This is a genomic window from Chitinophaga ginsengisegetis, from assembly GCF_900168065.1.
Lineage (GTDB): Bacteria > Bacteroidota > Bacteroidia > Chitinophagales > Chitinophagaceae > Chitinophaga > Chitinophaga ginsengisegetis.
Genome location: NZ_FUZZ01000002.1, coordinates 1,034,332 through 1,059,295 on the forward strand (window position 1 = coordinate 1,034,332; position 24,964 = coordinate 1,059,295).

General features: G+C 48.4%; 18 protein-coding genes. 7 read left to right on the top strand and 11 right to left on the bottom strand.

Annotation, left to right across the window (positions count from 1 at the left end):
- Positions 1-6: 6 nt before the first annotated feature.
- Entirely contained in the window at positions 7-3,054 is a 3,048-nt protein-coding gene (locus tag B5Z18_RS18070; protein ID WP_235015954.1) for an amidohydrolase family protein, read from the bottom strand.
- A 189-nt stretch (positions 3,055-3,243) separates the two neighbouring features.
- Between B5Z18_RS18070 and B5Z18_RS18075 the strand changes: the two genes are divergently transcribed.
- The 4 genes from B5Z18_RS18075 to B5Z18_RS18090 all read left to right on the top strand — a co-directional run bounded on the left by B5Z18_RS18075 (position 3,244) and on the right by B5Z18_RS18090 (position 7,122).
- Positions 3,244-3,687 (top strand): hypothetical protein, encoded by a 444-nt coding sequence (locus B5Z18_RS18075; RefSeq protein WP_079470872.1) that lies wholly within the window; start codon positions 3,244-3,246, stop codon positions 3,685-3,687.
- Between the two features lie 10 nt (positions 3,688-3,697).
- Positions 3,698-5,083, top strand: coding sequence for a glycerate kinase type-2 family protein (locus B5Z18_RS18080; protein WP_143313630.1), 1,386 nt, complete (start codon positions 3,698-3,700; stop codon positions 5,081-5,083).
- Positions 5,084-5,167: 84 nt separating this feature from the next.
- The gene (uxuA, locus tag B5Z18_RS18085; RefSeq protein WP_079470874.1) at positions 5,168-6,343 is read left to right on the top strand and encodes a mannonate dehydratase; all 1,176 of its coding nucleotides are present in this window, start codon (positions 5,168-5,170) and stop codon (positions 6,341-6,343) included.
- Positions 6,344-6,651: 308 nt separating this feature from the next.
- Entirely contained in the window at positions 6,652-7,122 is a 471-nt protein-coding gene (locus tag B5Z18_RS18090; RefSeq protein WP_159454348.1) for a MarR family winged helix-turn-helix transcriptional regulator, read from the top strand.
- A 120-nt stretch (positions 7,123-7,242) separates the two neighbouring features.
- On the opposite strand, the gene B5Z18_RS32930 is transcribed toward B5Z18_RS18090, so the two are convergent.
- Positions 7,243-7,377 (bottom strand): hypothetical protein, encoded by a 135-nt coding sequence (locus tag B5Z18_RS32930; RefSeq protein WP_262488114.1) that lies wholly within the window; start codon positions 7,375-7,377, stop codon positions 7,243-7,245.
- Positions 7,378-7,476: 99 nt separating this feature from the next.
- Between B5Z18_RS32930 and B5Z18_RS18095 the strand changes: the two genes are divergently transcribed.
- Positions 7,477-8,775 (top strand): RNA polymerase sigma factor, encoded by a 1,299-nt coding sequence (locus tag B5Z18_RS18095; RefSeq protein WP_079470876.1) that lies wholly within the window; start codon positions 7,477-7,479, stop codon positions 8,773-8,775.
- Here B5Z18_RS18095 and B5Z18_RS18100 read toward each other — a convergent pair whose 3' ends face one another.
- The 4 genes from B5Z18_RS18100 to B5Z18_RS18115 form a co-directional block, all read right to left on the bottom strand.
- On the bottom strand, positions 8,776-9,012 hold the full coding sequence (locus B5Z18_RS18100) for a hypothetical protein (RefSeq protein ID WP_079470877.1): 237 nt from the start codon (positions 9,010-9,012) through the stop codon (positions 8,776-8,778).
- Positions 9,013-9,113: 101 nt separating this feature from the next.
- Entirely contained in the window at positions 9,114-10,271 is a 1,158-nt protein-coding gene (locus B5Z18_RS18105) for an alginate lyase family protein (protein WP_079470878.1), read from the bottom strand.
- A 4-nt stretch (positions 10,272-10,275) separates the two neighbouring features.
- Positions 10,276-12,075 carry an alpha-galactosidase gene (locus B5Z18_RS18110; RefSeq protein ID WP_079470879.1) on the bottom strand — a complete coding sequence of 600 codons (1,800 nt, stop codon included), beginning with the start codon at positions 12,073-12,075 and terminating at the stop codon, positions 10,276-10,278.
- Between the two features lie 86 nt (positions 12,076-12,161).
- On the bottom strand, positions 12,162-14,684 hold the full coding sequence (locus B5Z18_RS18115) for a glycoside hydrolase family 95 protein (RefSeq protein WP_143313631.1): 2,523 nt from the start codon (positions 14,682-14,684) through the stop codon (positions 12,162-12,164).
- Between the two features lie 460 nt (positions 14,685-15,144).
- Between B5Z18_RS18115 and B5Z18_RS18120 the strand changes: the two genes are divergently transcribed.
- Both B5Z18_RS18120 and B5Z18_RS18125 read left to right on the top strand, forming a co-directional pair.
- Entirely contained in the window at positions 15,145-16,026 is an 882-nt protein-coding gene (locus B5Z18_RS18120) for a helix-turn-helix domain-containing protein (RefSeq protein WP_079470880.1), read from the top strand.
- A 229-nt stretch (positions 16,027-16,255) separates the two neighbouring features.
- A complete protein-coding gene (locus B5Z18_RS18125; RefSeq protein ID WP_079470881.1) occupies positions 16,256-16,921 on the top strand; it encodes a siderophore-interacting protein in 666 nt (221 codons plus the stop codon).
- 11 nt (positions 16,922-16,932) lie between these two features.
- Here B5Z18_RS18125 and B5Z18_RS18130 read toward each other — a convergent pair whose 3' ends face one another.
- The 5 genes from B5Z18_RS18130 to B5Z18_RS18150 form a co-directional block, all read right to left on the bottom strand.
- Complete coding sequence (locus tag B5Z18_RS18130) at positions 16,933-17,535, bottom strand: response regulator transcription factor (protein WP_079470882.1); 603 nt, start codon at positions 17,533-17,535, stop codon at positions 16,933-16,935.
- Between the two features lie 341 nt (positions 17,536-17,876).
- A complete protein-coding gene (locus tag B5Z18_RS18135) occupies positions 17,877-19,337 on the bottom strand; it encodes a sulfatase family protein (protein WP_079470883.1) in 1,461 nt (486 codons plus the stop codon).
- Positions 19,338-19,485: 148 nt separating this feature from the next.
- Positions 19,486-20,829 carry an alpha-L-fucosidase gene (locus tag B5Z18_RS18140; protein ID WP_079470884.1) on the bottom strand — a complete coding sequence of 448 codons (1,344 nt, stop codon included), beginning with the start codon at positions 20,827-20,829 and terminating at the stop codon, positions 19,486-19,488.
- Between the two features lie 37 nt (positions 20,830-20,866).
- On the bottom strand, positions 20,867-23,026 hold the full coding sequence (locus B5Z18_RS18145) for an alpha-galactosidase (protein ID WP_079471010.1): 2,160 nt from the start codon (positions 23,024-23,026) through the stop codon (positions 20,867-20,869).
- Positions 23,027-23,049: 23 nt separating this feature from the next.
- The gene (locus B5Z18_RS18150; RefSeq protein ID WP_079470885.1) at positions 23,050-24,846 is read right to left on the bottom strand and encodes an alpha-L-fucosidase; all 1,797 of its coding nucleotides are present in this window, start codon (positions 24,844-24,846) and stop codon (positions 23,050-23,052) included.
- Positions 24,847-24,964 lie beyond the last annotated feature (118 nt).

Consider the following 24,964-nt stretch of genomic DNA (forward strand, 5'->3'; position numbering starts at 1 on the left):
AACAGATCAATAACCAATAGCTTGCTGATGTCCGCCCTGCAGATCTTCACAATGATAAATTTCTTCCGGCGTCAGCGATGCTTTGCGGGTAGGCGTGCCTTTTTTCTTTTCTGCCAGCAATAGCTGGGTAAGACGATTACGCTCCATTGCAATACGCTTGCGCAATTGCAGATCGTTGTCGCGGTCAAATTCCACGATACCATCCACGATAGTCTTTTCTGCTTTGGCGTAAATACTCAGCGGGTTATCGCTCCACAGTACCACATCCGCATCTTTACCCACTTTGATGCTTCCCATGCGGTTGTCTACATGCAGCAGCTTAGCGGGGTTGATGGTCACCAGCTTAATCGCTTCCTCTTCGGTCATGCCGCCGTATTTGATGCTCTTGGCGGCTTCCTGGTTCAGGCGGCGGGCCATTTCTGCATCATCGGAGTTGATGGCGGTGAGCACACCTGCTCCCTGCATGATGGCGGCGTTGTAAGGAATAGCGTCCTGTACTTCCATTTTATAGGCCCACCAGTCGGCGAAGGTGCCGGCGCCTGCGCCATGCGCTTTCATTTTATCGGCTACTTTATATCCTTCAAGGATGTGTGTGAACGTATTTACTTTGAAGTGAAAGCTGTCTGCTACATGCATGAGCATATTGATTTCACTCTGCACATAAGAGTGGCAGGTAATAAAACGTTTCTGGTGTAATATTTCCACGAGTGCGTCCAGTTCCAGGTCGCGGCGCTTGCCGGGGCCCTGCTTTTCATAGTCAAGCGCACGGGTAAACGCATCTGTATAGATTTGTTCCACGCCCATTCTTGTTTGCGGGAAACGCACGGTATTACGATCACCCCAGTTGGATTGTTTTACGTTTTCACCCAATGCAAATTTGATGAAAGGGTCCCAGTTGGTCACTTTCAGGTCTTCTGCATTTTGTCCCCAGCGGAGTTTGATCAGCTGCGACTGCCCCCCGATGGCGTTGGCGCTGCCATGCAATAAATGGGACGCTGTTACGCCACCGCTCAGCTGGCGGTAAATGTTAACATCATCGGGATTGAGTACATCTGCGATCCTTACTTCGGAAGTAACCGACTGCGATGATTCGTTCACTCCCCTGCTGAGTGCAATGTGCGAGTGTTCGTCGATGATGCCGGCACTCAGGTGTTTGCCGGTACCGTCGATCACCCGGGCGTTGCCGGCAGCGAGGCTCTTACCTACCTGTGCAATTTTACCATTGCGGATTAAAACGTCTGTATTTTCCAGTTTCCCTTCTTTTTCGCCGGTCCACACGGTGGTATTTTTGATCAGCAGATCCTGCTGTGAGGGTAGTTTTTCCCAGCCGTAGCCATTAAACGGATAATACAGCGGGCCTATGGCCAATGGTGTTTCTTTCTTTACAGAATCAGCTTTCTCGGGGACTGCCTTTACAAATACGGCGGTCCATTTTACGAGGTTGCCGCTGGTGTCGGCGCCGGTACCGTTCCAGCTGTTATCGCCGATGATACCGCTGAGACGAACATTGCTTTTGCTGTTCTTTGCCAGCGCGAGCGACAGCGATACCAGTTTTCCGTTTACATCGATGCGGCCCGGAAGGGTATCTTTCTGTAAAACAGACAGCAAAGGAGCCGCGGCGGTGCCTCTCACTTCTACGGAGTAGCTGCCGCCGGGAGTGAGATTTACGGTATAGATACCGCGGATATCATTCCAGCCGTCGGCCTTAATGGTGTAGCGGTTTCCTTGTACCCAGTTCTGGTACAGGATAGTTTTTTCGCTGAAAACGGGACCGGAAGTAATGAGGAAGTTCGCCAGTTTACCCGGTTCCAGGCTACCTACTTTATCATAAGCCTTGATGAGTGTGGCCGGAGTTTTTGTTAATGCTTCCAGTGCTTTCTGTTCGCTGAGGCCATAGCTGATGGCTTTCCGCACATTGGCCAGGAATTGTTTTACATCTTTCAGATCAGCAGCGGTTAAACAGAAGGGAATACCTGCTTTTTCAAATGCGGCGGGCTCCGTAGGCGCCATTTCCCAGTGTTTCATCTCTGCCAGTGAAACGTAGCGGGCGTCTGCGGGATCTTCCATATCAATAGCGCCGGGGAAGTTAAGCGGCAACGCGAAAGTGGCTTTTGTGGCAGCCATTTCGCTGATACGCTGGTATTCATTGCCACTGGCCCGGATGATATATTGCACACCAAATTCGTCTCCTATTTTATCTGCGCGGAGCGCATCCCATTTATCGGTAACTTCAAACAGCTGAGGTAGCTGCTGGCTGGCATTCCATGCTTCCAGGCTGAGGTTCACGCCTTCCTTTGCGGGCTGGGTTTTATACCACTGCGCATCCAGGAAAGTTTGTCGCAGCAGGGCGATACAGCCCATCAGCGAGTTAGGGTAGTTTTGCGTGGAGGTGCCTTTATCAAAAGAATAGGCCGCAGCGGCTTTCTCCCGGATAATGACTTTATTTTCTTTTGCGGTGGCCAGGGTTACCAGTGCAGCGGTACCGCGGGCGATGCCATCGGGCTGTTGGGTAAGCACGGTGCCAAATCCCGCTTCACGCAGGGGCGCGGCCTTTCCATCATCTGCCGAAAAAAGATCCACGGCATTCACTTCGCTTCTGATGGCCTGGTTCCAGCCATAGGCGCCTTTAGTGTTAGACAGGAACTGGGGTGGTGCATTCCATGCGGAAGCTCCCCGTTTGGGCTCCGACAAGCCATAGTTGCTGAAGATATCCACAAAAGAAGGATAGATGTATTTGCCTTTACAATCCACTATCACGGCATCTTTCGGAATAGCGGCCGATGTACCGGCAGACACTATTTTCCCGTCGCGGATCACCAGTGTGGCATTGTTCAGGGTGGTTTGCGGGTCTTTTACAATGGTTGCATGTGTAAAAGCAAAGCACCCTTCGCGGGGATCGGCAATCCCGTTGAGCGGATAGGTTTCCTGTGCGCTGGCTGCCTGGCCGGTTGCCAGCAGGGTCAGTAACAGCAGTTTACCGCGGTGCCGCTTCATAGCATAGGTAATACACCGCAACAGCAGGGCTGTCCCGGGTTTCTCAAAAGCTCTTTTCATGTAAATCTTTTATTTTTTCGGTTCAGATTCAGTTGATCGGCTAAATGTAATAAATCATTAAGGCGGGACTAAATAAAACGGCATATTTTTTATGAGTGGTAAGTGTATTTTGGATTCACACGAAAAAGGGATAATTTGAAAAGGGTTTACAGCTTAAGTTTGTTTAAATTCGTATAATACTTGCTGACTATGAAGTTTATTTCTGTTTATACATGGATGCTGCTGACCGTTTTCTTTGCAGCAACTACCTTTACTACCAGTGCCCAGGTAAAAGATACTACCAATACAAAAGGCCGCTGGACTGCGGAAGGAAGAGCTGATAAAATAACGGATAAGATTTCCCACAAGGTAAATCTGAGCAAAGACCAGGAAAAAAAGATCCTGGTGATCAACCAGGATATTGTGCGCAGGATGGATGCCGTGAAAAACAATCCTTCCCTCTCCAAAAAGGAGCGCATGACACAGTTTAAAGCCCTGGATACAGAACGCAGCCAGCGCTTTAAAACCGTGTTTACGCCTGCACAGTATAAGAAGTGGAACGACTGGGAAATGACAAAAAAGGAACACCTCGAACAAAAAATGGAAAAAAAGCGGCAAAAGAAGGAAGCCAAAGACTCCACCCAACCGCAATAAATTTCTTAACTTGAAGATATTAGCAGTGAGTTGTCTCACTGCTTTTTTTATGCCTGGAAAAATGAGCAACACCACCGCCGACATAAAAGATATTTTCCTGCAGGGCGTAGCAGCAGTGCATCCACAGCAGCTGATCAGGAAAAATGTGCAGGTAATACCTGCTACCCGTGTTATTAATATTTCGGGAGATAGCTACGCCATCCCGGAGCAGGCGGCTGTTTGGATACTGGGGGCGGGCAAAGCTGCCGCCGCAATGGCACAGGAGCTGGAAAACATACTGATAGCGCATTTCCCGGTACAGGGAATGGTAGTTACAAAGTACGGACATGCGTTACCGTTACAGCAGGTAGCACTGGTGGAAGCCGGTCACCCCGTACCCGACGAACAGAGTGTAGCCGCTTCCGTTAAACTGCTGGACATGGCCTCTAAAGTGCAGCCGCACGACCTCGTGATCTTTTTACTTTCCGGCGGCGCCTCCGCACTGCTGGCGGATGTACCGGCACACAGCAGTTTACCCGAAGTACAACAACTGTTTGATGCCTTACTGAAAAGCGGCGCCGATATCCGGGAAATGAATACGGTACGAAAACATCTTTCCGGTATCAAAGGCGGGCAGCTGGCAAAAAGCATATATCCGGCTACGTTATGTACCCTTGTACTCAGCGATGTAGTGGGCGATGACCTCAGCGTGATAGGATCAGGGCCCACAGTGGCCGACCCGTCTACCTTTGCGGATACTATGAATGTACTCCGCAAATATCATCTCCCGGAAAAAATACCCGCTTCCCTCCTCCAACATATTGAAAACGGTGTTGCAGGCAGGGTACCTGAAACGCCTAAACCTGGTGATCCTTCCCTGCAGCATACCCACAACTATCTTACCGGTACCAACCGCGTGGCATTGGAAGCTGCGGCTGCAAAAGCCCGGCAGCTGGGCTATCACCCGGTATTGTTGTCTGATACTATTACGGGAGAAGTACATGCCGTAGCTGATGACCTGGTACAAACAGCGCTCCGGTATAACGGTCCTTTGCCGGCCTGTTTGCTGGCAGGTGGAGAAACTACGGTGGAAGTAACCGGGAATGGCCGTGGTGGCCGGAATCAGCAATTGGCGCTGGCAGCAGGCATCGCCCTTGCCCATCATCCTGCGCTTACTTTCCTGAGCGGTGGTACCGATGGCAGCGATGGTCCTACCAATGCTGCAGGAGCTATCGTAGATGCATCAACGATGAAAAATGCTGCAAAAATGCAGCTCGATCCAAATAGTTTTTTACAACAGAACGATGCATGGCATTTCTTCTCAAAAGCAGGCGGGTTAATGATTACGGGGCCAACCCAAACAAATGTGATGGACCTCATGATCACCCTGATCACCGCAGACGGCCTTAAAATTTGAAATCAAAGTTTGTATATGTGTGGATAGATTATATTTTTGGGGTTTGGAACTAGAAATTCTGGATTTACTAAACGTATTTGCATTATGCTGAGAATGGAACAGACATGGCGGTGGTACGGGCCCAATGATCCGGTTAGCTTGTCTGATATTAAACAGGCAGGAGCTACCGGAATTGTAACCGCATTGCACCATGTGCCTAATGGAGTGGTATGGACGAAGGAGGAGATACAAAAGCGGAAAGCCATCATAGAAGCAGCAGGACTTACCTGGTCTGTTGTGGAGAGCGTGCCGGTACATGAAGATATTAAAACGCAAAGCGGCCGTTTCAGGGATTATATCCACAACTACCAGCAAACCTTGCGGAACCTGGCAGCATGCGGTATACGTACCGTTACGTACAACTTTATGCCGGTACTCGACTGGACCCGCACCGACCTGTCCTATACCGTGGAAGATGGCTCCAAAGCGCTGCGCTTTGAAAAAGCAGCGTTCATGGCATTCGACCTGTTTATGTTGCAAAGACCAGATGCAGAGAAAGATTACAGTGAAGAAGAAATGGCCCGCGCGAAGGAACATTTCGACAGCATGACTGCGGCCGACAAAGAACTCTTACAAAAAAATATCATTGCCGGATTACCCGGATCTGAAGAAAGCTTTACGCTGCAACAGTTCCAGACCGCATTAGATAAATATAAAGGCATTGATGCCACCCAGCTGAAACTGCACCTGTTCTATTTCCTTCAGCAAATAGCGCCCGTTGCAGAAGAAGCCGGCGTTAAACTGGCCATCCATCCGGATGATCCTCCATTCCCTATTTTCGGGCTGCCACGTGTGGTAAGCACCGAACAGGATGCCCGCGAACTCCTCATTGCTGCACCATATACCTCCAATGGCTTGTGCTTTTGCACCGGCTCTTATGGCGTACGGGCCGACAATGACCTTCCCGGCATGATAGAGCGCCTGGGCGATCATATCTACTTCATCCACCTGCGCAGCACACAACGGGATGCGCTGGGCAACTTCCACGAAGCCAACCACCTGGAAGGCGACGTAGATATGTTTGCCGTGGTGAAAAACATCCTGCTCACCATGAAACGCCGCAATGTTTCCATTCCTATGCGCCCGGATCATGGCCACCAGATGCTGGATGACCTGCATAAGAAAACCAACCCGGGATACAGCGCTATCGGCCGTTTACGCGGACTGGCAGAACTGCGTGGACTGGAAATGGGTATCGCGGGGGCTTTAGGCTCTGATTGACTGACGTCTACCAGTATCAGGTCTGCACAAAGAGTAAAGGTGGGGATAAGCAATACCATCGTCGGACTGAGATGCTACACCAGGGCAGAAAGCGTATTTGAACATATACCGTAATGGCTGATTACGTGTACAAATAACACTACCCTGAAAATATATTAAAGACCCGCCTTACCGGCGGGTCTTCCTGTTTTTAGTACCGTGCAGGCACAAATTTTAAAAAGCAGCGCGCAAAAAATCACTGCTTTTTTGTAGCATTGCATCAGGACAAGATTTTATCAACTGTACACTTTTACCAAACCTACAATATGATGAGCGCAACTATAGATGCGAGATATGAGGCATGCCTGGCCAAAAGACCGGATAGCCTCGCCCGCCTGATAAATTTGTTCAAAAAAGATATAGACCTGCGTATTACACAAAAACTACTGGAGCGCGGATACAAAAATTTTAAACTGGGAGATATGGTACTCCTGGTACACATCGATGCGCAGGGTACCATTAACAACGACCTCGCCAGGAAAGCGCGTATCAGCAAACAAGCCATGAGCAAGGTGGTAAAGAACCTGGAAGCAGACAACTATATCGGCACCCGCAAACATGATACCGACAACCGCGCCAGCATTATCTTCCTGACAGAGAAAGGAAAAGAGTTTATGATCAACGCCTATGAAGCGGTAGATGAAGTACAGGACCTGTACGCCGGCATCATAGGAGAAGAAGCATTTACACAGCTGAAAACGATCCTTAAACAATTAACAGCAGGCTTAAACCTGAGCTGACCATTCTTTAGTTCAACGTTATGTAATACCTCTTTCACCAAAGGTACCTTTAGCATCTTTTGCAGTAATTCCGGCGTTTCTTCTGCAAACTTATTTTCAAAGTCAACAATCAGGCTGCATTTATACAGGCTGGCTGCAGAAGGTGGCGCCCGGCTGTTCACCACCATGATTTCTTCCAAAGGCAGCATAGCGTGAACGAAACGCCACGGTACAGCCCGGGTGCAGCAACAGGATACCGGGGGGAATGCGTTCCACCGCACAGGCATCGCATTTGTACAGACCGGAATAAATAATTAGGTCACTTCGGCAAGGTTTAATATTTTTAGTACAGAGGAACCGGCAAAAACGATATGTATGTCACCTGAACAATTAATAAATAACGACCAGGAATATATTGAGGGATTGCTTCACCATACACCAGCAGTAATTGAAAATATTTATCAGCGGTTTGCTTCCAAAGAAAAGCGGTTCATTCTGCAAAAAAGCGGTCACGTAAAAGATGCGGCCCATATTTTCGAAGAAGCCCTGATGGACATTTATTACTTCGCCCGCCGTCACCCGCTGAAAGTCACCGACTTTGAGCCCTTTCTGCAACTGTTATGCAAGCGTATCTGGGAACAGCAACTGGAAAGAAGAGGACAGCGTATTCCCGGCCTGGAGGCAGAAGAACTCTCCACTATGAGCAGAGACGATATCCAGGATGTGGAAGATGTGCTGAAAGAAGGGGAAAAAAGGAGACTCGCCTATCACTACTACCTGACCCTCTCCGACGAATGTAAAGAGCTGCTCCGCTGGTCGCTCACAGATGGCTGCCTGCAGGAAGACATTGCCGCAGAAACCAATATCCCTGTTAACGAGCTACCCGGCAGAAGAGCCGATTGTTTCCGCAGCCTGTTCAGGGACATCGATATAAAACTAAAAGCCAATAGCCTTTCTGAAAAAGACCTGCTGGAAACAGACCGTTTCCTCAGCGGACAAATGAGCGAAACTGAACGCAAGGCATTCTCTGAAAGACTACAGGGCGACGCTCTCCTTACGCAACAGGTAAAACGCTTTGATGCAGTCCGGCAACTACTGGCTCAGAAGATCTGTAACGATACCAACCGGGATGAGTTGCAACATTTGCTGTTTACCCATCGCAATGCCTGGTACACGCTAAAAGATAATTCGCCCATTCCCATCCGCAACTATGTGATCCTTACTGCGCTGATAGCGGCAGGAATGGCCATATTGCTGTATGTAAGTCCCTGGAGAAAGAATATCTACCGGCAGTTCGCCTCCACAGAAATGCAGATCCCGGATATAGACAGCCTGCGGCTTCCGGAAGAAGCCATTGTACAGTTCAATCACGGACACTTCAACGAAGCAGTTTTATTGCTGAATAAAGCGCTGACGGCCAACCCCGGCAACTTATACGCCCGTTACTACCGCGGCGTGGCGCTGATCGACCAAAACCAGATGGAGAGCGCACGACAGGATCTGCTGACTGTTTTTAACAACAGCAGCGAACTCCGGTATGAAGCAGCGTTTTATATGGCGTTGAGCTACCTGAGAGAAGGACGTAAGCAGGAATGCCTCGAATGGTTATTAAAAATCCCGTCCGGCGCGCCTAATTATCTCAAAGTGCAGAAACTGATAGAAGAATTAAAATAATTAACTCAGGTATTGTCCTTTACTGTAGTGGATAATATTTTCTACTTCTCCCTTAATTAACTCATAAACAGGCGCCTTCCCTGTTTTGATCTGTACCAGTTGTTGTAATACCAGGAAATAGATTTCTCCGCGGTTACAGCCATCAATCTGGGCTTTTAAAATGTCATGTTTTACCTCTTCACAACCGGTGGCATCCAGCTTCTGGTAAATAACATACAAGTCGTCCATCCAACTCATTTCTCTAAAGTTTAAACATAGTGTATAGTCTCCTAAAGTTAAGGATTTATATTAAGAAAATAAAACATCTGAATCTTAAATAATTGTAAATTTTAAAGCATTCATAACCAGATCAGAGGATTCCTCACCGGGAGGTTTCTCAGCACCTCTTCTTCCTCCGGATCCTTATTGAGCGACAGCCATAAGCGGTAATATTCCGGGTGCTGAAAAGCGGCCGCACCGAAAATAAGGAAGGGTTGCGCCACCGGCCAGCTGTTCCAATACATCACATCATGCGCAAAAGGCCAGCTGTTTTTATTGTTTACATATGGATAGAGATAGGCAATCCCTTTGGCGATACTTTTACTACTGTCTGCTGTAAACCGCCACAAATCATTATCCGGCGTGCTCAGCAACTGGCAGATGGTACTCATGGCATCGAGGTTAAACAACGAGTAGCCGTAAGGTTTAGTCCGTTTCAGTTCCAGCGGAAAGCTGCCGTCAGCGGCCATCTGCCGGGGCAGCAGTACAGTTTTATAACGGTTGCTGCAAAACGCCAGTAGTTCCTTATCATTCACAAAACGTGCAAAAGCCGCTACCTGCATCACCCAACAGGTACCATGATTATTGGCGGCATTCATTTCATCTTTCCCGTAAGGATGTGTGGTCAGCCATTGCAGGTACTCACTGAACCAGCTTTTAAAAGCTGCAAGATCTTCCGGCGGAATGGCGCCGGCTTTCTCCATAATACTCAATGCCTGTACCACCTCCATCAGGTGGATGGTATCAATAATACCGATACCCCGGCCGGTTACTTTTCCTTTGATAGCCTGTGCATACAGCAACGAAGGATTCATGCGCGTAGCAGGTGTTTCAAACCATGCCTTTGCATGCTGCAACGCCCGCTGCAGGTAGGTGTTATCTCTGGTAGCAATATATCCTGCCGCCAGTGCGCCCATCACCCGGCTGAAGCGGATCATGGCTTGCCGGTGCGCCACAAAATTTTCAGGATTGGTTTGGCCATCGCGCTGAATGTAAGGCCCGTTGGGGTTCGCCGGATCGGGCCACCAGTAATCCCCTTCCGAATAGAAATCGTGTATGCCGCCAGCGCTGCGATCACATTGGAAGGCAGTAATCGTTTGAGGCGCCTGTTGCATTGCCCATGCGGCCCGTCTCATCACTGCCGGCCGTGTATCTTTGAGCACCGTTTGCTGATAGGGCGATTGCGCCTGTAGAATACAGGAGATACCAATGAATAAGGCTGCCAGGAACGTACGCATGGAATTATTTTTTTGGTGTTAACAATAATACCCGGCCATCATGTCCTGCCAACTCCATCACAAAGGAACCGTTGTGTGTGCCAAGATCTGCGCCTGTCCAATAGTCTGATACCTTGTATGACCGATCAAGTTTTACGGTTATTTTTTTGGAAGATGATTGCCAGTTGAGAAGAATTACCTGTTTACCCGCGTCCGTAGTAACTCTTCCTATTTCAAAATCAGCACCTTCAAAAGCAGCTGCCTTTGCGGTGGGAGGCAAAGCCTTCTTCAAAACGTTGAGCCGTTCCAGTGATATCTTAGTAAGGTCATCTCCACTTAATAACATGCCGCCGGTAGCATATAACAGGGCTGCATGAAAATTAAATTCGTTACCGGGCATGTTGCCGGTAAGCACCAAACAATCCGGATCATTCCACCATAAGCGGCCGTTTTGCCAGGCGCGGTAAAGGTTTTCACGGCCCGAACGCTCAAATACCGGCCAGCTGCGCTTGATGTCCATAGAGCTGCGACTCCCGTGCACCAGCCCTAATGATGGCCACAGCGGGTGGTTACAACCAAGTATAAAAGCATCCCTGCTGCCTTTGAGAATGGCTTCCATACCCCGCCGGTATGCTTCTACCCTCGTAGCTCTGGCGTCATAAAAATTGCCGCCGTGAATAGCGCCCCAGAAATTAGCATCGAGTTTAAAATAAGTAACGCCCCAGTCGTTGCGCATAGTACGGAATAGTTGCTCCAGGTGTTGCTGCACGGCGGGATGCGTACCATCCAGCACATACCAGGGCTTTAGCCGCCACCCGCCAAATGTAACCAGGTCGCTGCGCAAAGGTGCGCCGGAAGCGTCTTTCACCAGCCAGTCCTTATGATTCTTATAAATAGTGGAATTGCTGTCGCAAATAAACGGCGCCACCCAAATGGCTGGCTCAAAACCCTTTTCCCGGATGGTTTTCAGCACCTGCTGTACATTGCCGCCAAAAGAATTGCCCGACTCCAGCCAATCGCCCATATGCGGTTGATAGCCGTCATCTACCTGTATATACTTTAACGCCGGAATATTACTTTTTATATAATCAAGATTATCATAAATATTCTGTGCCGTTACCTTCGGACCAAAACAATACCAGGAGCACCAGCCGGTAGGTGGCTGCTTAAATTCAAGTCGCGGATGTTGTTCCTGGATCCTGGCGGCGAAGCGATCCAGCAATGCGTTGCCATCCTTACCAGTGATCACCATTAATTCTTCCAGCTTAAAATCGGCTCCGGGAACGAGTTCCAGGTTCTCCAGATCAGTTACTGTTTTGATGGTATCTGCAGAAATATAAAACTTACCCACAAAACGCCTGCTGGAGGTGTAGCCTAATAATACCTGTTCTTCCTTTGAAGGATATAAACGCAGCAGGTTGTATACTGCCAGGTATCCATCCGGCTGCGGAATTTTATAGTGGCCGGCATCCGTATAATTACCCAATGTTTCAGGATGAGCAAGGGTACCGGCTGTTTGCGTCAGCATCTGGAAACCTTCTGCATAAAAGGGTGTGGAGGGCAACAAAATCTTACCTGCTACACCAGTTACTACTTCTTTCAATCGTACCGCCGTACTACCGGTGTTGACTATACGTATTTCGCAGCGGTCATTTTTCCAGTTGCGGATCACTTTAATATCATCCGGCGCTATGCTGCCATTGGAGGTATACACCACAGCGGCACTGCTTTTCAGCGCCTGTACAAACTGTGCAGGTGTTCCGGCCAACGTGGTGAAGGCATGCCATAATAAACCGGTAGTTAAAAGCCAACTCATTTTTTTCATCGTGGATATTATTTTGGTTGCGGGTTCAATACATGGTGAGTTTAAATAATTTCATCAACTCCCTACCTGTTATATCATTTGCCTTTTCATAAGATATCATAAGTTTTACCAGGTGCAGTTGAAAAATCATACTCAAAAACTTTTTCCAACTGCAACACCGGTAATTTCGTTGGATCTTTTACAATGGTGTTTCCGGGGATCTGTAACTGGTAAAACGGATTTGCATTATTACCAACGGCCGCTTTTGCGGCCTTCCCGTTTATCTTAACGGCCACGCGCGTACGAATACGGCAGTTGCCTCCAAGTGCAGAACGGATCACGGCATGCGTGAGCTGCCCGTTCTTCCATTCCATATCTACTTCAAAACCACCTCTTGCTTTTAATCCCTTCACACTGCCGGAAGGCCAGGCATCCGGCAATGCGGGCAGCAGGTGTAATACACCATCATGACTTTGCAGCAACATTTCTGTAATGCCTGAAGTTACTCCAAAGTTGCCATCTATCTGGAACGGGGGATGCGCGTCAAACAGGTTGGGATAAGATCCGCCGCTGTTATCGGCTACGCTCATGGTTTGACCGCCAGCCAGAAACAACTGTTTATTCAACATGGTATACGCATGATTGCCATCTTCCAGGCGCGCCCACCAGTTTATTTTCCATGATTTAGACCAGCCGGTTCCACCATCGCCCCGCAGCAGCAAACTACGTGTAGCCGCCGCCGATAGTACCGTATCTCTTCGTGGCGAAATGAAATTTCCGGGAAACAGGCCATACAGGTGAGATACGTGGCGGTGGGAATCTTTTGGATCGTCCCAGTCTTTGTACCACTCCTGCAACTGTCCATACTGACCGGTATGGAAAGGATACATTTCCTTCATGGTTTGCCTGATGCGGGCCACCAGCGCCGCGTCCTGATGCAACACCTCGGCTGCCTGAATCGTATTGTTAAACAGGTCGTGAATGATAGAAAGGTCCATTGTGGTGGCAATACTCACAGAGCCTTCGCGTTTGCCGTTCACCATAAAATTGTTTTCCGGTGTGGTAGAAGGACTGGTTATCCATTGTCCGTCTTTGTTTTTCACCAGCCAATCGAGCATAAACAGCGCAGCGCCTTTCAGATCGGGATATACCTGTTGCAGCATTTTCTTATCGCCGGTAAACTGGTAGTGCTCCCACAGATGGCGGCTTAGCCAGGCTCCACCCATTGGCCATATTGCCCATTTGGGGTTACCGCTTGGGTCTGAAAAATCAATGCCACCGGCCGGGTTAGTCATACCCCATATGTCTGAATTATGATGCGCCGTCCAGCCATTTGCGCCATAATTAACGGCAGCGGTTACACGTCCGTGTTGCGCCAGCTGGCCAATAAAATCAAACAAAGGACTACCGCAATCCGATAAGTTTGCTGTTTCGGACGGCCAGTAATTCATCTCCGTATTGATATTGATGGTATAGTTGGAGCCCCAGGGCGGCTGCATTTCTTTATTCCACAATCCCTGTAAGTTCATGGCTGGTCCGCCTTTGCGGGAACCGGATATCATCAGGTAGCGGCCGTATTGGTATAACAGGGTGGTGAGTTGCGGATCGCGGTTGCCACCGTGGAGGGTATATACTTTCAGCCTTTCATCTGTTGGCAACGATGCGGAGGTGTCGCTTCCGAGGTTGAGCGACACCCGGTTAAACAACGACGTATAATCGTTTACGTGTCCGCCCATTAGTTGCAGGTAATTGCCTGCTTTCTGCAAAGGCGCCACAGCAGCCATATGTGGATCTTTCCCGTTAGGCAATCCAACTTTAAAACTGGTTCCTATGGATAACAGGAGCACCGCTTCCGTTGCGCCGGAAATGTGTATGCCGGCGGTATCTGTTTTCACCTGTCCCCCACTTACGCGGGCATCGAGATGTACTTCGTAATTGATCCCTTTATCGCCATAAACAATCTGCTTTGGCTCATAGGCCCTTGCAGCCACGTATTCCGGGCATCTGCCTTTCATTACCAGGTAATGCGGGTTCACTACACTGCTGGTATGTGGCATCGGGTTAGCAAAGCGGGTGCTGAAACTAAGCTGCCCGGCTTTGCCGGCGGTATAGCGTATTACCAGCAATTGCGCCGGGTAACTGCAAAACACTTCTCTCGTATAGGCAATACCGTTAGCAAGGTAACTAACGCGGGCTATTCCATTGTTCAGGTCCAGTTCACGTTTATATTGTGTGGCTTCCTGCGGTATATCATTACTTATAAAAAGACTTCCCAGTGTGAGATACCGGGCGCTGTAGGTACCCATCATTTTACGGGCCACCTGGTCTGCTTCCATGTATTTTTCTTCAGTCAGCAGCCGGCGGATAACAGGCAGCAGTTCTTTAGCGGACGGATTATTACCATCGCGGGGAACACCTGACCAGAGATAGCCTTCATTAAGCTGCAGTTCTTCCTCCTGTACGCCTCCAAAGATCATGGCGCCAATACGGCCATTTCCTACGGGCAGCGCTTCTATCCACTGTTTGGCTGGTTGCCGGTACCAGAGCTTTAGCAGGGAATCTGCCGGAGTGGCGGCGCCGGTGTTTCCGGCCAGGAACATCAGTGAAACTGCTAACAGATACTTTATCATCAATATATTATTTTTCAGGTTGCGTCCTGCCTGTTTCCATTCCCTTGCACCAGCCGGATTTTGTACCGTCCAACTATGGTGATCAGGCAGGTGGGTATTCTTTATTAATTCTTTTCGTGGCATGTTGGAGAAAGGGGGAATGTGTATCAGTTACCTGACATTCGTTCTTTCATCATGGAATTCATCGGTTTTCAGCAAACGTTTGCAACATCGTTGAGCATCTTAAATCAACATTACTACCACTTCTACAGGTATTCCAAAACTTTGTTGTGCTAATATAGTCCGAAACTATGCAATCGGTTGCAAATAAATGTATGCAATTTTACCCATTTCAGGTATCTTTTTAAGACAGCGCAAAAAGAAAAGATCAGGTAATCTTTCTGTTCTGCAAAAGCAAAAAAATAAAATTATACAATAATTGTTTTGTTCAATCGTCAGATAATAGGGTGAGGATGTTATTATGAAAAAAGGAAAACAATCCATCATTGCATCATACCGGCTGGAAGAGCTTTTGGTTGTTCCGGGGTTGATGATAGATGTTCATTATAAACGGGCCGGGGAACCGGTCCACCACCCCAATGCTGATTTCACAATGGCCCACCGGCACGAGTTTTACACATTGGCGGTAACAGGCAAACAGCGGAGCCGGCATATGGTAGATTTCAGACTGATAGACATGCCACCGGAGAGCATGTTTTTATTGGCGCCGTGGCAGGTGCACCTGTCAACGGATGAAGACCAGGTGCTGGATGTGTACCTGATTTCTTTCACTACTGATTTTTTACCTGCCGGCTTCCCTGCATTGCCTCTATGTATGGAGCACCCGGTAACGCCCGACAGTGTTGCTTACCAGGAAATATGGCATTTGTGCGCCCAGCTGCTGCGGGAATTCAATACGCGCAAGGCGCTGCAGGAGCAGGTGCTACAGCATTACCTGGCGGTATTGCTGACCCAGTTTATGCGTTATCTTCCGGAAAGTACCCGGAGATCCTCCTTACAACCGGAGTTATTAACCCGTTACCGTGAACTGATGGAGCAGCACTTATTGAGCTGGAGCAGCCCGGGAGACTATGCGCGGGCGTTGCATGTAACCACAGACCATTTGAATGAAGTAGTAAAACAGGAAACGGGACAAACGGTTTCTGCTTTACTGGCTGCAAGACGGATACTGGAGGCGAAGCGGATGTTACTGCATTCCACGCACGGCATCAAGGAAATAGCCTGGTATCTGCAGTTCAACGAAGTCACGTACTTCAACCGTTTCTTTAAACAGCACACTGGTCAAACGCCGGTAGCCTTCCGGATCTCGAGCCGGGAAAAGTATAACTATAACCCGGAATAGTGTAATAACGGAGAAGCGCGGGTCCGGTAGCTTTGCAGAAATAATTTTTGACTTATGAAACCATCAGTACTTTTTATAGCCAATGCTAACCCTGCGGAAATAAACGGGCAAACCCCGGAAGAAGCGTTGTAACGGTTTTCCACTGGCCCCGGGAAATATCAGCCTCTTTGTTCTGCAAGCTTACCCCGCCGCAAGCCGGCGCATTATCACCATCAAATACATTTAATAAATGCCTTCAATTAAAGACAGGGCGACCAGTTTACTGATGTCGCGCATAGGGAAAACTGCGCACGTACTAAGCGTAGCGCGCATAGGAAATTTTTTATTAGAGATAGATCTGCAACTGCCGCAGGCATTGCCCGAACGCAGCACCCAGCACCTCAAATGTGAGGTGGCTCCATATACTTACCGCGACTATACCGTTGCATCCTGGAATACCATTGCACAAACCGCCACATTGATAGTGGATTGCGGACATGAAGGGGCGGGCAGCTCCTGGGCGTTGGGGCTTCAGCCGGGTGATGAAGTGTATTATGCAGGACCCGGTGGTGGCCTGCATCAGCCCTCCGGCGCACAACACCTGGTATGCATAGGCGATGCCAGCGCCGCAGGGCACTTCCATTCTTTGTATCTGCGTAAAACCGCCCAACAGCAATTTCATTGTTTCCTGCAATTGGAAGATCCAGCTACGAAGCAGTTATTACAAATGCAGGTGCAACCGCTTTCCAATAACGGACATTATTTCACCGATCTGCATGAATGGTTGTACCATTATGATTTCCCGGTGGCAGATACAACTTATTATGTGGCAGGTAATCAGCAGATGGTGGTACAGGTGCGTAAATCGTTACGTCAGCAAGGCAAGCAAGTAAAGGCGCAGGGTTTCTGGGGCTAAAGCATATGGCATCAGACCAGGTGTTCTTTCATTGCCTTTACAATAGCGTTGGAGCGGGAATTTACATCGAGCTTGCGATAAATATTCATGATATGGGAACGAACTGTTCCCACACTGATATGACACCCTTCGGCTATCTGCTTGTAAGTGTCGCCATCTACCAGGCAACGTAAAATTTCCTTCTCCCGCGGCGATAATCCATAGGGATCCTGATAAACCTGTTTCTCTTTACGAAAAAAGGCCAGTACTTTGTTAACCGCCACTAAATTCGACTGCAGGGCCGTCTCATAAATCTGAGAAATAAACTCAGTCAGGGAGACCGGCGGTACATGATCCATTTTAAACGCTTCGGTTGCTGCCGGCACCTGCGTTAATCCCTGTTCCGTTTCGTTCAGGGTAAGCAATAGCACATTTATATCAGGGTAAGCTGCTTTTACTATGCTGGCGGCTTCTATCGCGGTCAATCCGGGTATCTCTATATCCATAAAAACCAGGTTGCAGATATCTTTTGCTAATTGTTGTAACGTTTCTGATGATTCGCTGTGCAATCCTGAAACTTCCAAAACACGCGCTCCTCCTAGACTACCAGGACTTATAGGCCGCACTTTTTTCATAATATTCCTTTTGGGTTATATATAATTCATATGAAATCTCCCATTGATAACTGCAAGTTCCCGGAAGCTGGTATGGTTGATAAATTATAAATGGAAAGATTACACGGTTCCCATACCCGTAACAAATTTGAAACAATTAGATGCAGCAGTCAATCGGATACATATATGGTTTTTCAATAAATATTAATATACAATTCCTTTTATATTAACAATAAAACGAAAATATAACGTGGTATCTGGTAGTCTTTTAAAGGATTAACGGGAATACAATCAATTACTAATCAACTATTTAAAAGTCGGCACTTCTCTCATTTAAAACAAATTATACTTTAGCATATATATTACATTTGTACCTTTCCGGCTGCTCTTCGCTCAGTTCCCTTTGCCCCGGTGAGGTCGTCTCCGAGCGCTAACCGGTACTTTTCTGCTATTTCCTGCAAGGATTTCACCACCTCCGGAAACTGCTTCTGCACGTCTAATGTCTCACCCGGATCGCGTCGCATATCATACAGTGCCATGGGCACATCTACTTCCGGTTGTGCCCCGGGGAAACCATCATATCCCGGCAGATTTAATTTATACGTTCTGCCTTTGTGCGGGAGTACCAGTTTCCACGGCCCCTTCCGGATGGCCTCCAAACTATTCACCTGGTAATATACGGCCAGTTCATCCCGTGGGTTTGCTTCCGGTTCATTAAATAATAATGACTTCATATCCACTCCATCAATTTTGCGGACCGGCAATGCAGCCCCGCATAAATTGGCCACAGTGGGGAGCAGGTCAATAGTAGCAGCCATCTTATTGCAAACAGTACCAGCAGGAATTTTCCCGGGCCACCGCATAATGCACGGCACCCGCGTACCTCCTTCCCAGGAAGTACCTTTGCCTTCCCGCAAGCCACCAGTGTTTCCGGCATGATTACCATAAGACAACCACGGACCATTATCACTGGTAAAAATCACCAGGGTGTTATCAGATAAACCATTCTCTTCCAGCGTTTTTAATACCTGGCCAACAGACCAGTCTATTTCTGTTATCACATCTCCAAAAAGTCCATCCTTACTCTTTCCTTTATGTTTCTCTGAAACCGCAATAGGCACATGCGGCATGCTGTGCGCCAGGTACAGGAAAAACGGTTGCTGCCGGTTATTCTTTATAAAACGGCAGGCCCTTTCCGTATAAAGCGTGGTGAGCTGCGACTGATCTTCCAGTGTTTTAATATATCTCAGTGGCTTGTTACCTTCTATCAGCGGAAGCGGCGGAAACTTGCTCCGCGGATGTGTAGAGGTATCCGAATAAGGCTTCCCATCATAATGCACCGGCCACATATCATTGGAATAAGGCAGCCCCAGGTACTCATCAAATCCATGCTGCAAAGGCAGCCACGGTTCCTTGCTACCCAAATGCCACTTGCCTACCATGCCGGTGTGATAACCCTGTGCTTTTAAAACAGATGCAATGGTTTGTTCGGCGGTGTCCAGCGCAATAGGAGACATTGGAAACAAGGCGCCATTAATGCCTACCCTGTTCGGATAACAGCCGGTGAGTAACCCCGCCCTTGATGCAGAACAAACTGCCTGCGCCGCATAAAAATAAGTGAAACGCATGCCCTGTGCGGCCATACGGTTGATATTAGGTGTGTGCCAGGGAGTGCCGGCATAACATTCAAGGTCACCATAACCCATGTCATCCATGAAGATGATTACAATATTCGGCTTTTTTGCTACCGGCGGCAGTGATGCAAAGCTGAATAATACAGCCGCCAGTATTAATGTACTCAGGCAAAAAAAAGCTTTTTTCATCCAGGACGTTTAACAATAAAAGATGGTGAGTATAAAAATATACATCTTCCTGAGATTTTCTAGAAAAATTTATGAGATCGCCTTCGGCGATGGTAAATTGTCCTGGTTCAGGATTAGGCTGATTTTCCTGAACCAGGACAACCTTCGCTTACTGCAAAATCAATTCTATTACCGGAATTTCCACATCAGGCTTGCGCACCGGCAGTTCCAGCGCCAGGTCGCCTTTATCAGTGCCACGCATCTTCACTTCCGAACCATCATTCAGTAACTGCGCGTATTTCACTTTGCCTTTCATGCCCGGCAGCTCGAAACGCTGTAACGGATAATCCAGCAGATGCACGTATAAACGTTTGGTAGTTGGATTGTAAGTAAGCAAACTGTTATCCGGACGTTTGAACTCTGCGGGAGCTTCGGTACAACCGTAAATGGAACGGCCATTCACCTGCATCCACTCGCCCATTCCTTTCAGCCTGTCCTGTGCGCGGGCATCAAAAGTACCACGGGAGGTTGGCCCTACATTCAGCAGCAGGTTACCGCCTTTGCTCACGGATTCAATCAGCAGCACCAGTAACTGCTTGTTATCTTTCCAGGATGTTTCATCACGGTAATACCCCCACGAACCGGAGAAAGTCTGACAGGTTTCCCAATGGATACGTTTACCGTTGCGGGTAGGCCATTCAGATACTTTATATTGCTCCGGTGTGGCAAAATCACCACCATCTTCGTACTCGCCCAGGTCCAGGCGGTCGTTGATGATAATACCCGGTTGCAGTTTGCGGATCATTTTAATAAGATCCAGCGAATTCCAGTCGTTATGATCTTTCCCATGTTCACCGGGAAAAGAGAAGTCAGTCCAGAGGATGTCTATCTTTCCATAATTGGTCATCAGTTCCTTCACCTGGTTCTTCAGGTAAGTACGGTATTTTTCCATATCACGGCCTTTATTCAGCTTGTCATAATCCTTTGGATCGGAAGGGCGCTGCGGATGCACCCGATCAATGGTATAATCCGGATGATGCCAGTCGATCAGCGAATAGTAAAACCCTACTTTCAATCCTTCTGCCCGGAAAGCCTCCACCCATTCTTTGATCAGATCTCTTTTAGCTGCGGTGTTAGGCGCTTTATAATCGGTGTATCTGGAATCAAACAGGCAGAAGCCTTCATGATGTTTGGTGGTGATCACCGCATACTTCATACCTGCGGCTTTCGCCTGCCGGGCCCATTCACGTGGATTGTACAGGTCCGGGTTGTAGAGGTCGAAATATTTCTGATAGGCGCTGTCGGTGATGTGCTCATTACTCTTTACCCATTCATGGCGGGAAGGCATGGAATACAGTCCCCAGTGAATAAACATGCCAAAGCGGTCGTTCACCCACCAGGCCAGCCGCTGTTCTTTTTGTGCATCCGTTTCATTGAATATTCTCTTCTCCTGTGCATTTACTGCCGACAGGAAAACCAGGAAAGTGAGGATACAAAGCGATAGTTTCTTCATAACTAAATAAATTATACAAATTTGGTTTGATACAAGGTTATTCGGCTACCAGCCAGGTGTAACCATTTGCCGGGATGGTTACTTTAACATGCGCGTTGTAACTACGGTCAAGGGTATACGTTTTTAGCGCCCCTTCTTTTTCCCGGATACGTACGCTTTGTGTGAGCCCGCTGTAATACAAGGGCAAAGCCACTTCACGGGCAATGGCCTGTTGAGTTGGATTATACAGCATCACAAAGGCCTTTTGCGGCAATTGTGCGCTTACGTGCATAATCCCGTCCCAGTCGCGGCCATCGGCCCTGCGCAGGTGAATGATATCAGTATTAAGAATGTTACGATACTTTTTATACCAGGTGATCATATTCTTCACCAGGTTTTTGGTACTATCGGTGTCGTATAAACGCGGACCGCGGTAGCATGCCTGAACGCCGGCGCCGTAGTACTGTGCCATCAGCTGGTCGTACGCATCCAGGTGATCTTTCAGCGGTTCAAGGGTAGCAGCTGCACCACCACCCTGGTATTCGCTGAGCGGTACAAAGCCCCAGCCCATGGAAGGGGTTTTCTCCCAGGTGCCGTCAAAAATATTCTGCCTGTTCAGGATCAGTTGTTCTGTGCGCGGCAGGGAAAAATTTACTTCCCGGTAACCCAATGCTATTTTGTTGGTACCATCCATGAAGTACCAGTCGGGCGCATTTACATACACGCCTTTTTCATTGAGCCAGTGATAAAGTCCTTTCTGCAACTGCATTTGCTTCCACTGGGAATCTTCCAGGCCTGTATGACCCGGGTGTGTAGTGGATGCACAAACATCTCCCGGATAAGGACCATCGTTTTCAAAAATATCGAAGCCGGTAGCGCTGATAAAACTTTTAATTTTCTGCAGATAACCCAGGCCCCATTTACTTCCCATACAGGGAGCATTGCCGAAAAATGCGCCGCCTGTTTTGCCGGTAGCCGGGTTAATTACGTCATCTTCCTCACTGATACGCCTGCTCGAAAACAGGGAGTAACCGCCCAGCAGTATCTTTTTACTATGTGCATAATCCGCCAGTGCTTTGAACTTAGCGATGTTGGCAGCACCGGTATCTTCCATATTCAAACCACTGCCAAAGCTAAGGATCACGCCTTCATAGCCGGTTGCAGCGCATTGGTCAATGATCGCCTTGACCTTCACGGGCTCGGTACTTACCAGGTGCATAAAAATGGGATTCTCTGTGGTCCAGGGTGCGATGGTGCGGTAAAATCTTCTTTTAGCCAATCCATTTCTTTCGCGGTCATAACTATCAAACAACAGCTCGTAGGTGCGGATAGATTCAAAATGTTCACCGGCAGCTAAGGTAATGCCTACCGGTACAATCGGGTATACTTCCAGCAGGCAGGGCGTTTGCAGATCGTAGTTTACCTGGGAGGTGTAGGTGCTGTCTGCTTTCCAGTGAGTGGTTTGATCACTGAGATTTGCCTTCATGGCATTATTGAAAGCATAATTACTTTCAATATAAATTCCGTGCGGCACCTGCATTTTATTCACACCACCTACTACTGCAGATTCTTCTTCCGGTGTTGCCAGTATTTCATTTACTACCTGTTGCAGCTTTACGGGTAGCCCGCCCTGGTTGGTGATCTCCAGCCATTTCGAGATGAGTGGAATACCATCAAATATATCGTAATGTACTTTAACATGGATCCCTTTCAGCTCAGGCGCCTGCGCTTCATAGGAAAAGGTAAGCTCCTTGCCGGTGGGCTGCTTTGGATTGCTGCACCAGCCGTTTGCCTGCCATTTTAAATAGGGAGAGATGGAGGTTACCTGGTGGCCGCTGTATATAAAATCTGTTGAACCGGCTTTCAGGTTGTCCAGCCACGCGGGGAGCAGGTACGCCTGTTGTTTCTGCCCTTGTGCGCCGCCAATCATATAGTCGTGCCCGTTAATAGTAAGCCGGGCTTCCGGTTTAATGGCGCGCAGCAACTGTTCACCGCTGACCAGGTTACGGTAATCGGTGCATATCACGTTGGGGGTTATACGAAAACTCCGGCTCAGCAACCCGTTGCTGAGCGTAATTTCCTTATCTTTTTCAGTTACCGTGGCGGTATACGACTGGTGGCTGATGAGCCAGTCGGTCGCAGGGGCTTTCACCTGTGCGATCGCTATACCGGAATAAAGACTGGTAACCAGTCCAAACAGGAGTTGTGTTTTTTTCATGTTCTTGTTCTTCTGATAAATTATTATTTCACTGGTTGCAGGATTACTTTCCGTAACCAGCATAGTTCATTTTTGTTACCGGAAACCGGTTTCACTGTCAGGTTTTGTTTTCCTTCCTTATCGATATGTATAATGCCTATTGCGTGTTGAATAAAGTTCATGGGTTTGTGGCTGTCGTAGCTACCGGTTACCAGCGTGAGGAAAGGCAGTTGTTGTCCGCCGAGGGTTACCAGTCCCTGTTGCGAGGCGCTGCCCGGTTCGCACGCGTAATCCAGTATGATTTTATAGTCGCCTGCGTCCTGCACTTCCAGCGGAAATACGATGGCATCGTCCGGGGTTACCATACCGGTGATGCAGTTATCATGTTTCCAGTCGCCAAAGTAATGAGAATAAGTAAAGAGTTTGCTTTTGGCGGCGCCATTGAAGACGGCCCATACGGCGGGGATTTCCGCCTGCGGATATTCGCTGCTCACGGTTTGCGTGCGGAGCTGTGATAAGTCGGTTTGCGGCCCCGTATATTCCACTTCCAACACGGTGCTTCGTGTATCCGGCAACGTTACCGGCAGGTGGATAATGGTTTCTTCCGGCAGCTGTTTCCATACAAGCAGGTTTTTAGTGCCCATAATTTTCACCGATTTAATTTTTGCGGTGAGTCCGGGTACCCGTAGCTTCCTGTTGGCGGGCATTTGCCAGATATGCAGGAATAACTTTCCGGGCTTACTGGTGGTTACGCCCCAGGGCTGTGCCGGGATCAGTCCCCAGGTGGTGCCGTAAATGCTTTCGCCGTAGGTTTGCAGCCATTTACCGGTGGCTTTCAGGTATGCTATGGAATAGGCGGGCCATTGGCCATTGCCATCGGGACCAACATTCAGCATGAGGTTTCCTCCTTTGGAGGCCACATTACCGAGGAGCCGGATGATTTGCTCAGGTGATTTAAAGTTCAGGTCGTGCCGGATATAGCCCCAGGAGTCGTTATGTGTATAAATGGATTCCCAGGCGCCGGGGATGGGAACCGGGGGCACTTCAGAATCGCCAAAGTCGCGGTAGTCGCCAAGATCATGACCTACACGGCTGCTGAATAAGCAGCCTGGCTGCAGTAACCGGAGACTATCGATCATTTGTTTCGTTTGTGCTGCTGTTAACCCGCCGGGCATATCAAACCAAACGAGGCCAAGCGGGCCGTAATTGGTTAATAGTTCTTTCAGCTGCGGGATCGATTTGGTGCGATAGTATTGCTGGTAATCTTTCTCTTTATTTTTAAAATCCCAGTTATTGCCTCCGCCGTCAGGTTCGTGCCAGTCGAGGAACTGGGAGTAATAGAATCCGAATTGTATGCCTTTTGCACGGCAGGCGTCGGATAGCGCCTTCATGGGGTCTTTTTTATAGGGAGAGGCGTCCACAATATCAAAGTCTGTTACTTTGGAATCGTACATACTGAAGCCTTCGTGGTGTTTGGCGGTGATCACCATATATTTAATCCCGGATTGCCGGGCTGTTTCCGCCCATTCTTCTGCATTAAACCCGGTAGGATTGAATGATTGCGCTACTTTGGCATATTCTGCCGCCGGTGCTTTTGCGCGGTTCATAATCCATTCGCCGCTGCCGTAGTAACTGCTGTCTTTCCAGCGGCCACCGAGTTTAGAGTAAAGTCCCCAGTGAATGAACAACCCGAATTTTGCTTCCCCGAACCATTTCAGCCCCGGGTGGAGCTTATTGGCTATGGCACCTTTATTCCACATATCCGGCATGTCCTGGGCATTCCCTTTTAGCGGGGTGAGCAGGCATAGGAATAGCAATAACGTTGGAATCCGGTGAAACATATAGCTAAGTTTAGTAGTACAACCCGTAAAAAATATACATATCCCGCGGCATATGCAAATGCATGGAAAATGGTATCAGGGAAAGGGAAAATGCTACAATCAAAGGTAATGGGCGGGC

What these genes read in the sequence shown, in the direction of transcription:
- B5Z18_RS18115 (WP_143313631.1), bottom strand. Translation starts at nt 14,684, where the DNA reads ATGATAAAGTATCTGTTAGCAGTTTCACTGATGTTCCTGGCCGGAAAC.
- B5Z18_RS18150 (WP_079470885.1), bottom strand. Translation starts at nt 24,846, where the DNA reads ATGTTTCACCGGATTCCAACGTTATTGCTATTCCTATGCCTGCTCACC.
- B5Z18_RS18140 (WP_079470884.1), bottom strand. Translation starts at nt 20,829, where the DNA reads ATGAAGAAACTATCGCTTTGTATCCTCACTTTCCTGGTTTTCCTGTCG.
- B5Z18_RS18105 (WP_079470878.1), bottom strand. Translation starts at nt 10,271, where the DNA reads ATGCGTACGTTCCTGGCAGCCTTATTCATTGGTATCTCCTGTATTCTA.
- uxuA (WP_079470874.1), top strand. Translation starts at nt 5,168, where the DNA reads ATGCTGAGAATGGAACAGACATGGCGGTGGTACGGGCCCAATGATCCG.
- B5Z18_RS18090 (WP_159454348.1), top strand. Translation starts at nt 6,652, where the DNA reads ATGAGCGCAACTATAGATGCGAGATATGAGGCATGCCTGGCCAAAAGA.
- B5Z18_RS18120 (WP_079470880.1), top strand. Translation starts at nt 15,145, where the DNA reads ATGAAAAAAGGAAAACAATCCATCATTGCATCATACCGGCTGGAAGAG.
- B5Z18_RS18125 (WP_079470881.1), top strand. Translation starts at nt 16,256, where the DNA reads ATGCCTTCAATTAAAGACAGGGCGACCAGTTTACTGATGTCGCGCATA.
- B5Z18_RS18075 (WP_079470872.1), top strand. Translation starts at nt 3,244, where the DNA reads ATGAAGTTTATTTCTGTTTATACATGGATGCTGCTGACCGTTTTCTTT.
- B5Z18_RS18135 (WP_079470883.1), bottom strand. Translation starts at nt 19,337, where the DNA reads ATGAAAAAAGCTTTTTTTTGCCTGAGTACATTAATACTGGCGGCTGTA.
- B5Z18_RS18145 (WP_079471010.1), bottom strand. Translation starts at nt 23,026, where the DNA reads ATGAAAAAAACACAACTCCTGTTTGGACTGGTTACCAGTCTTTATTCC.
- B5Z18_RS18130 (WP_079470882.1), bottom strand. Translation starts at nt 17,535, where the DNA reads ATGAAAAAAGTGCGGCCTATAAGTCCTGGTAGTCTAGGAGGAGCGCGT.
- B5Z18_RS18070 (WP_235015954.1), bottom strand. Translation starts at nt 3,054, where the DNA reads ATGAAAAGAGCTTTTGAGAAACCCGGGACAGCCCTGCTGTTGCGGTGT.
- B5Z18_RS18110 (WP_079470879.1), bottom strand. Translation starts at nt 12,075, where the DNA reads ATGAAAAAAATGAGTTGGCTTTTAACTACCGGTTTATTATGGCATGCC.
- B5Z18_RS18095 (WP_079470876.1), top strand. Translation starts at nt 7,477, where the DNA reads ATGTCACCTGAACAATTAATAAATAACGACCAGGAATATATTGAGGGA.
- B5Z18_RS18100 (WP_079470877.1), bottom strand. Translation starts at nt 9,012, where the DNA reads ATGAGTTGGATGGACGACTTGTATGTTATTTACCAGAAGCTGGATGCC.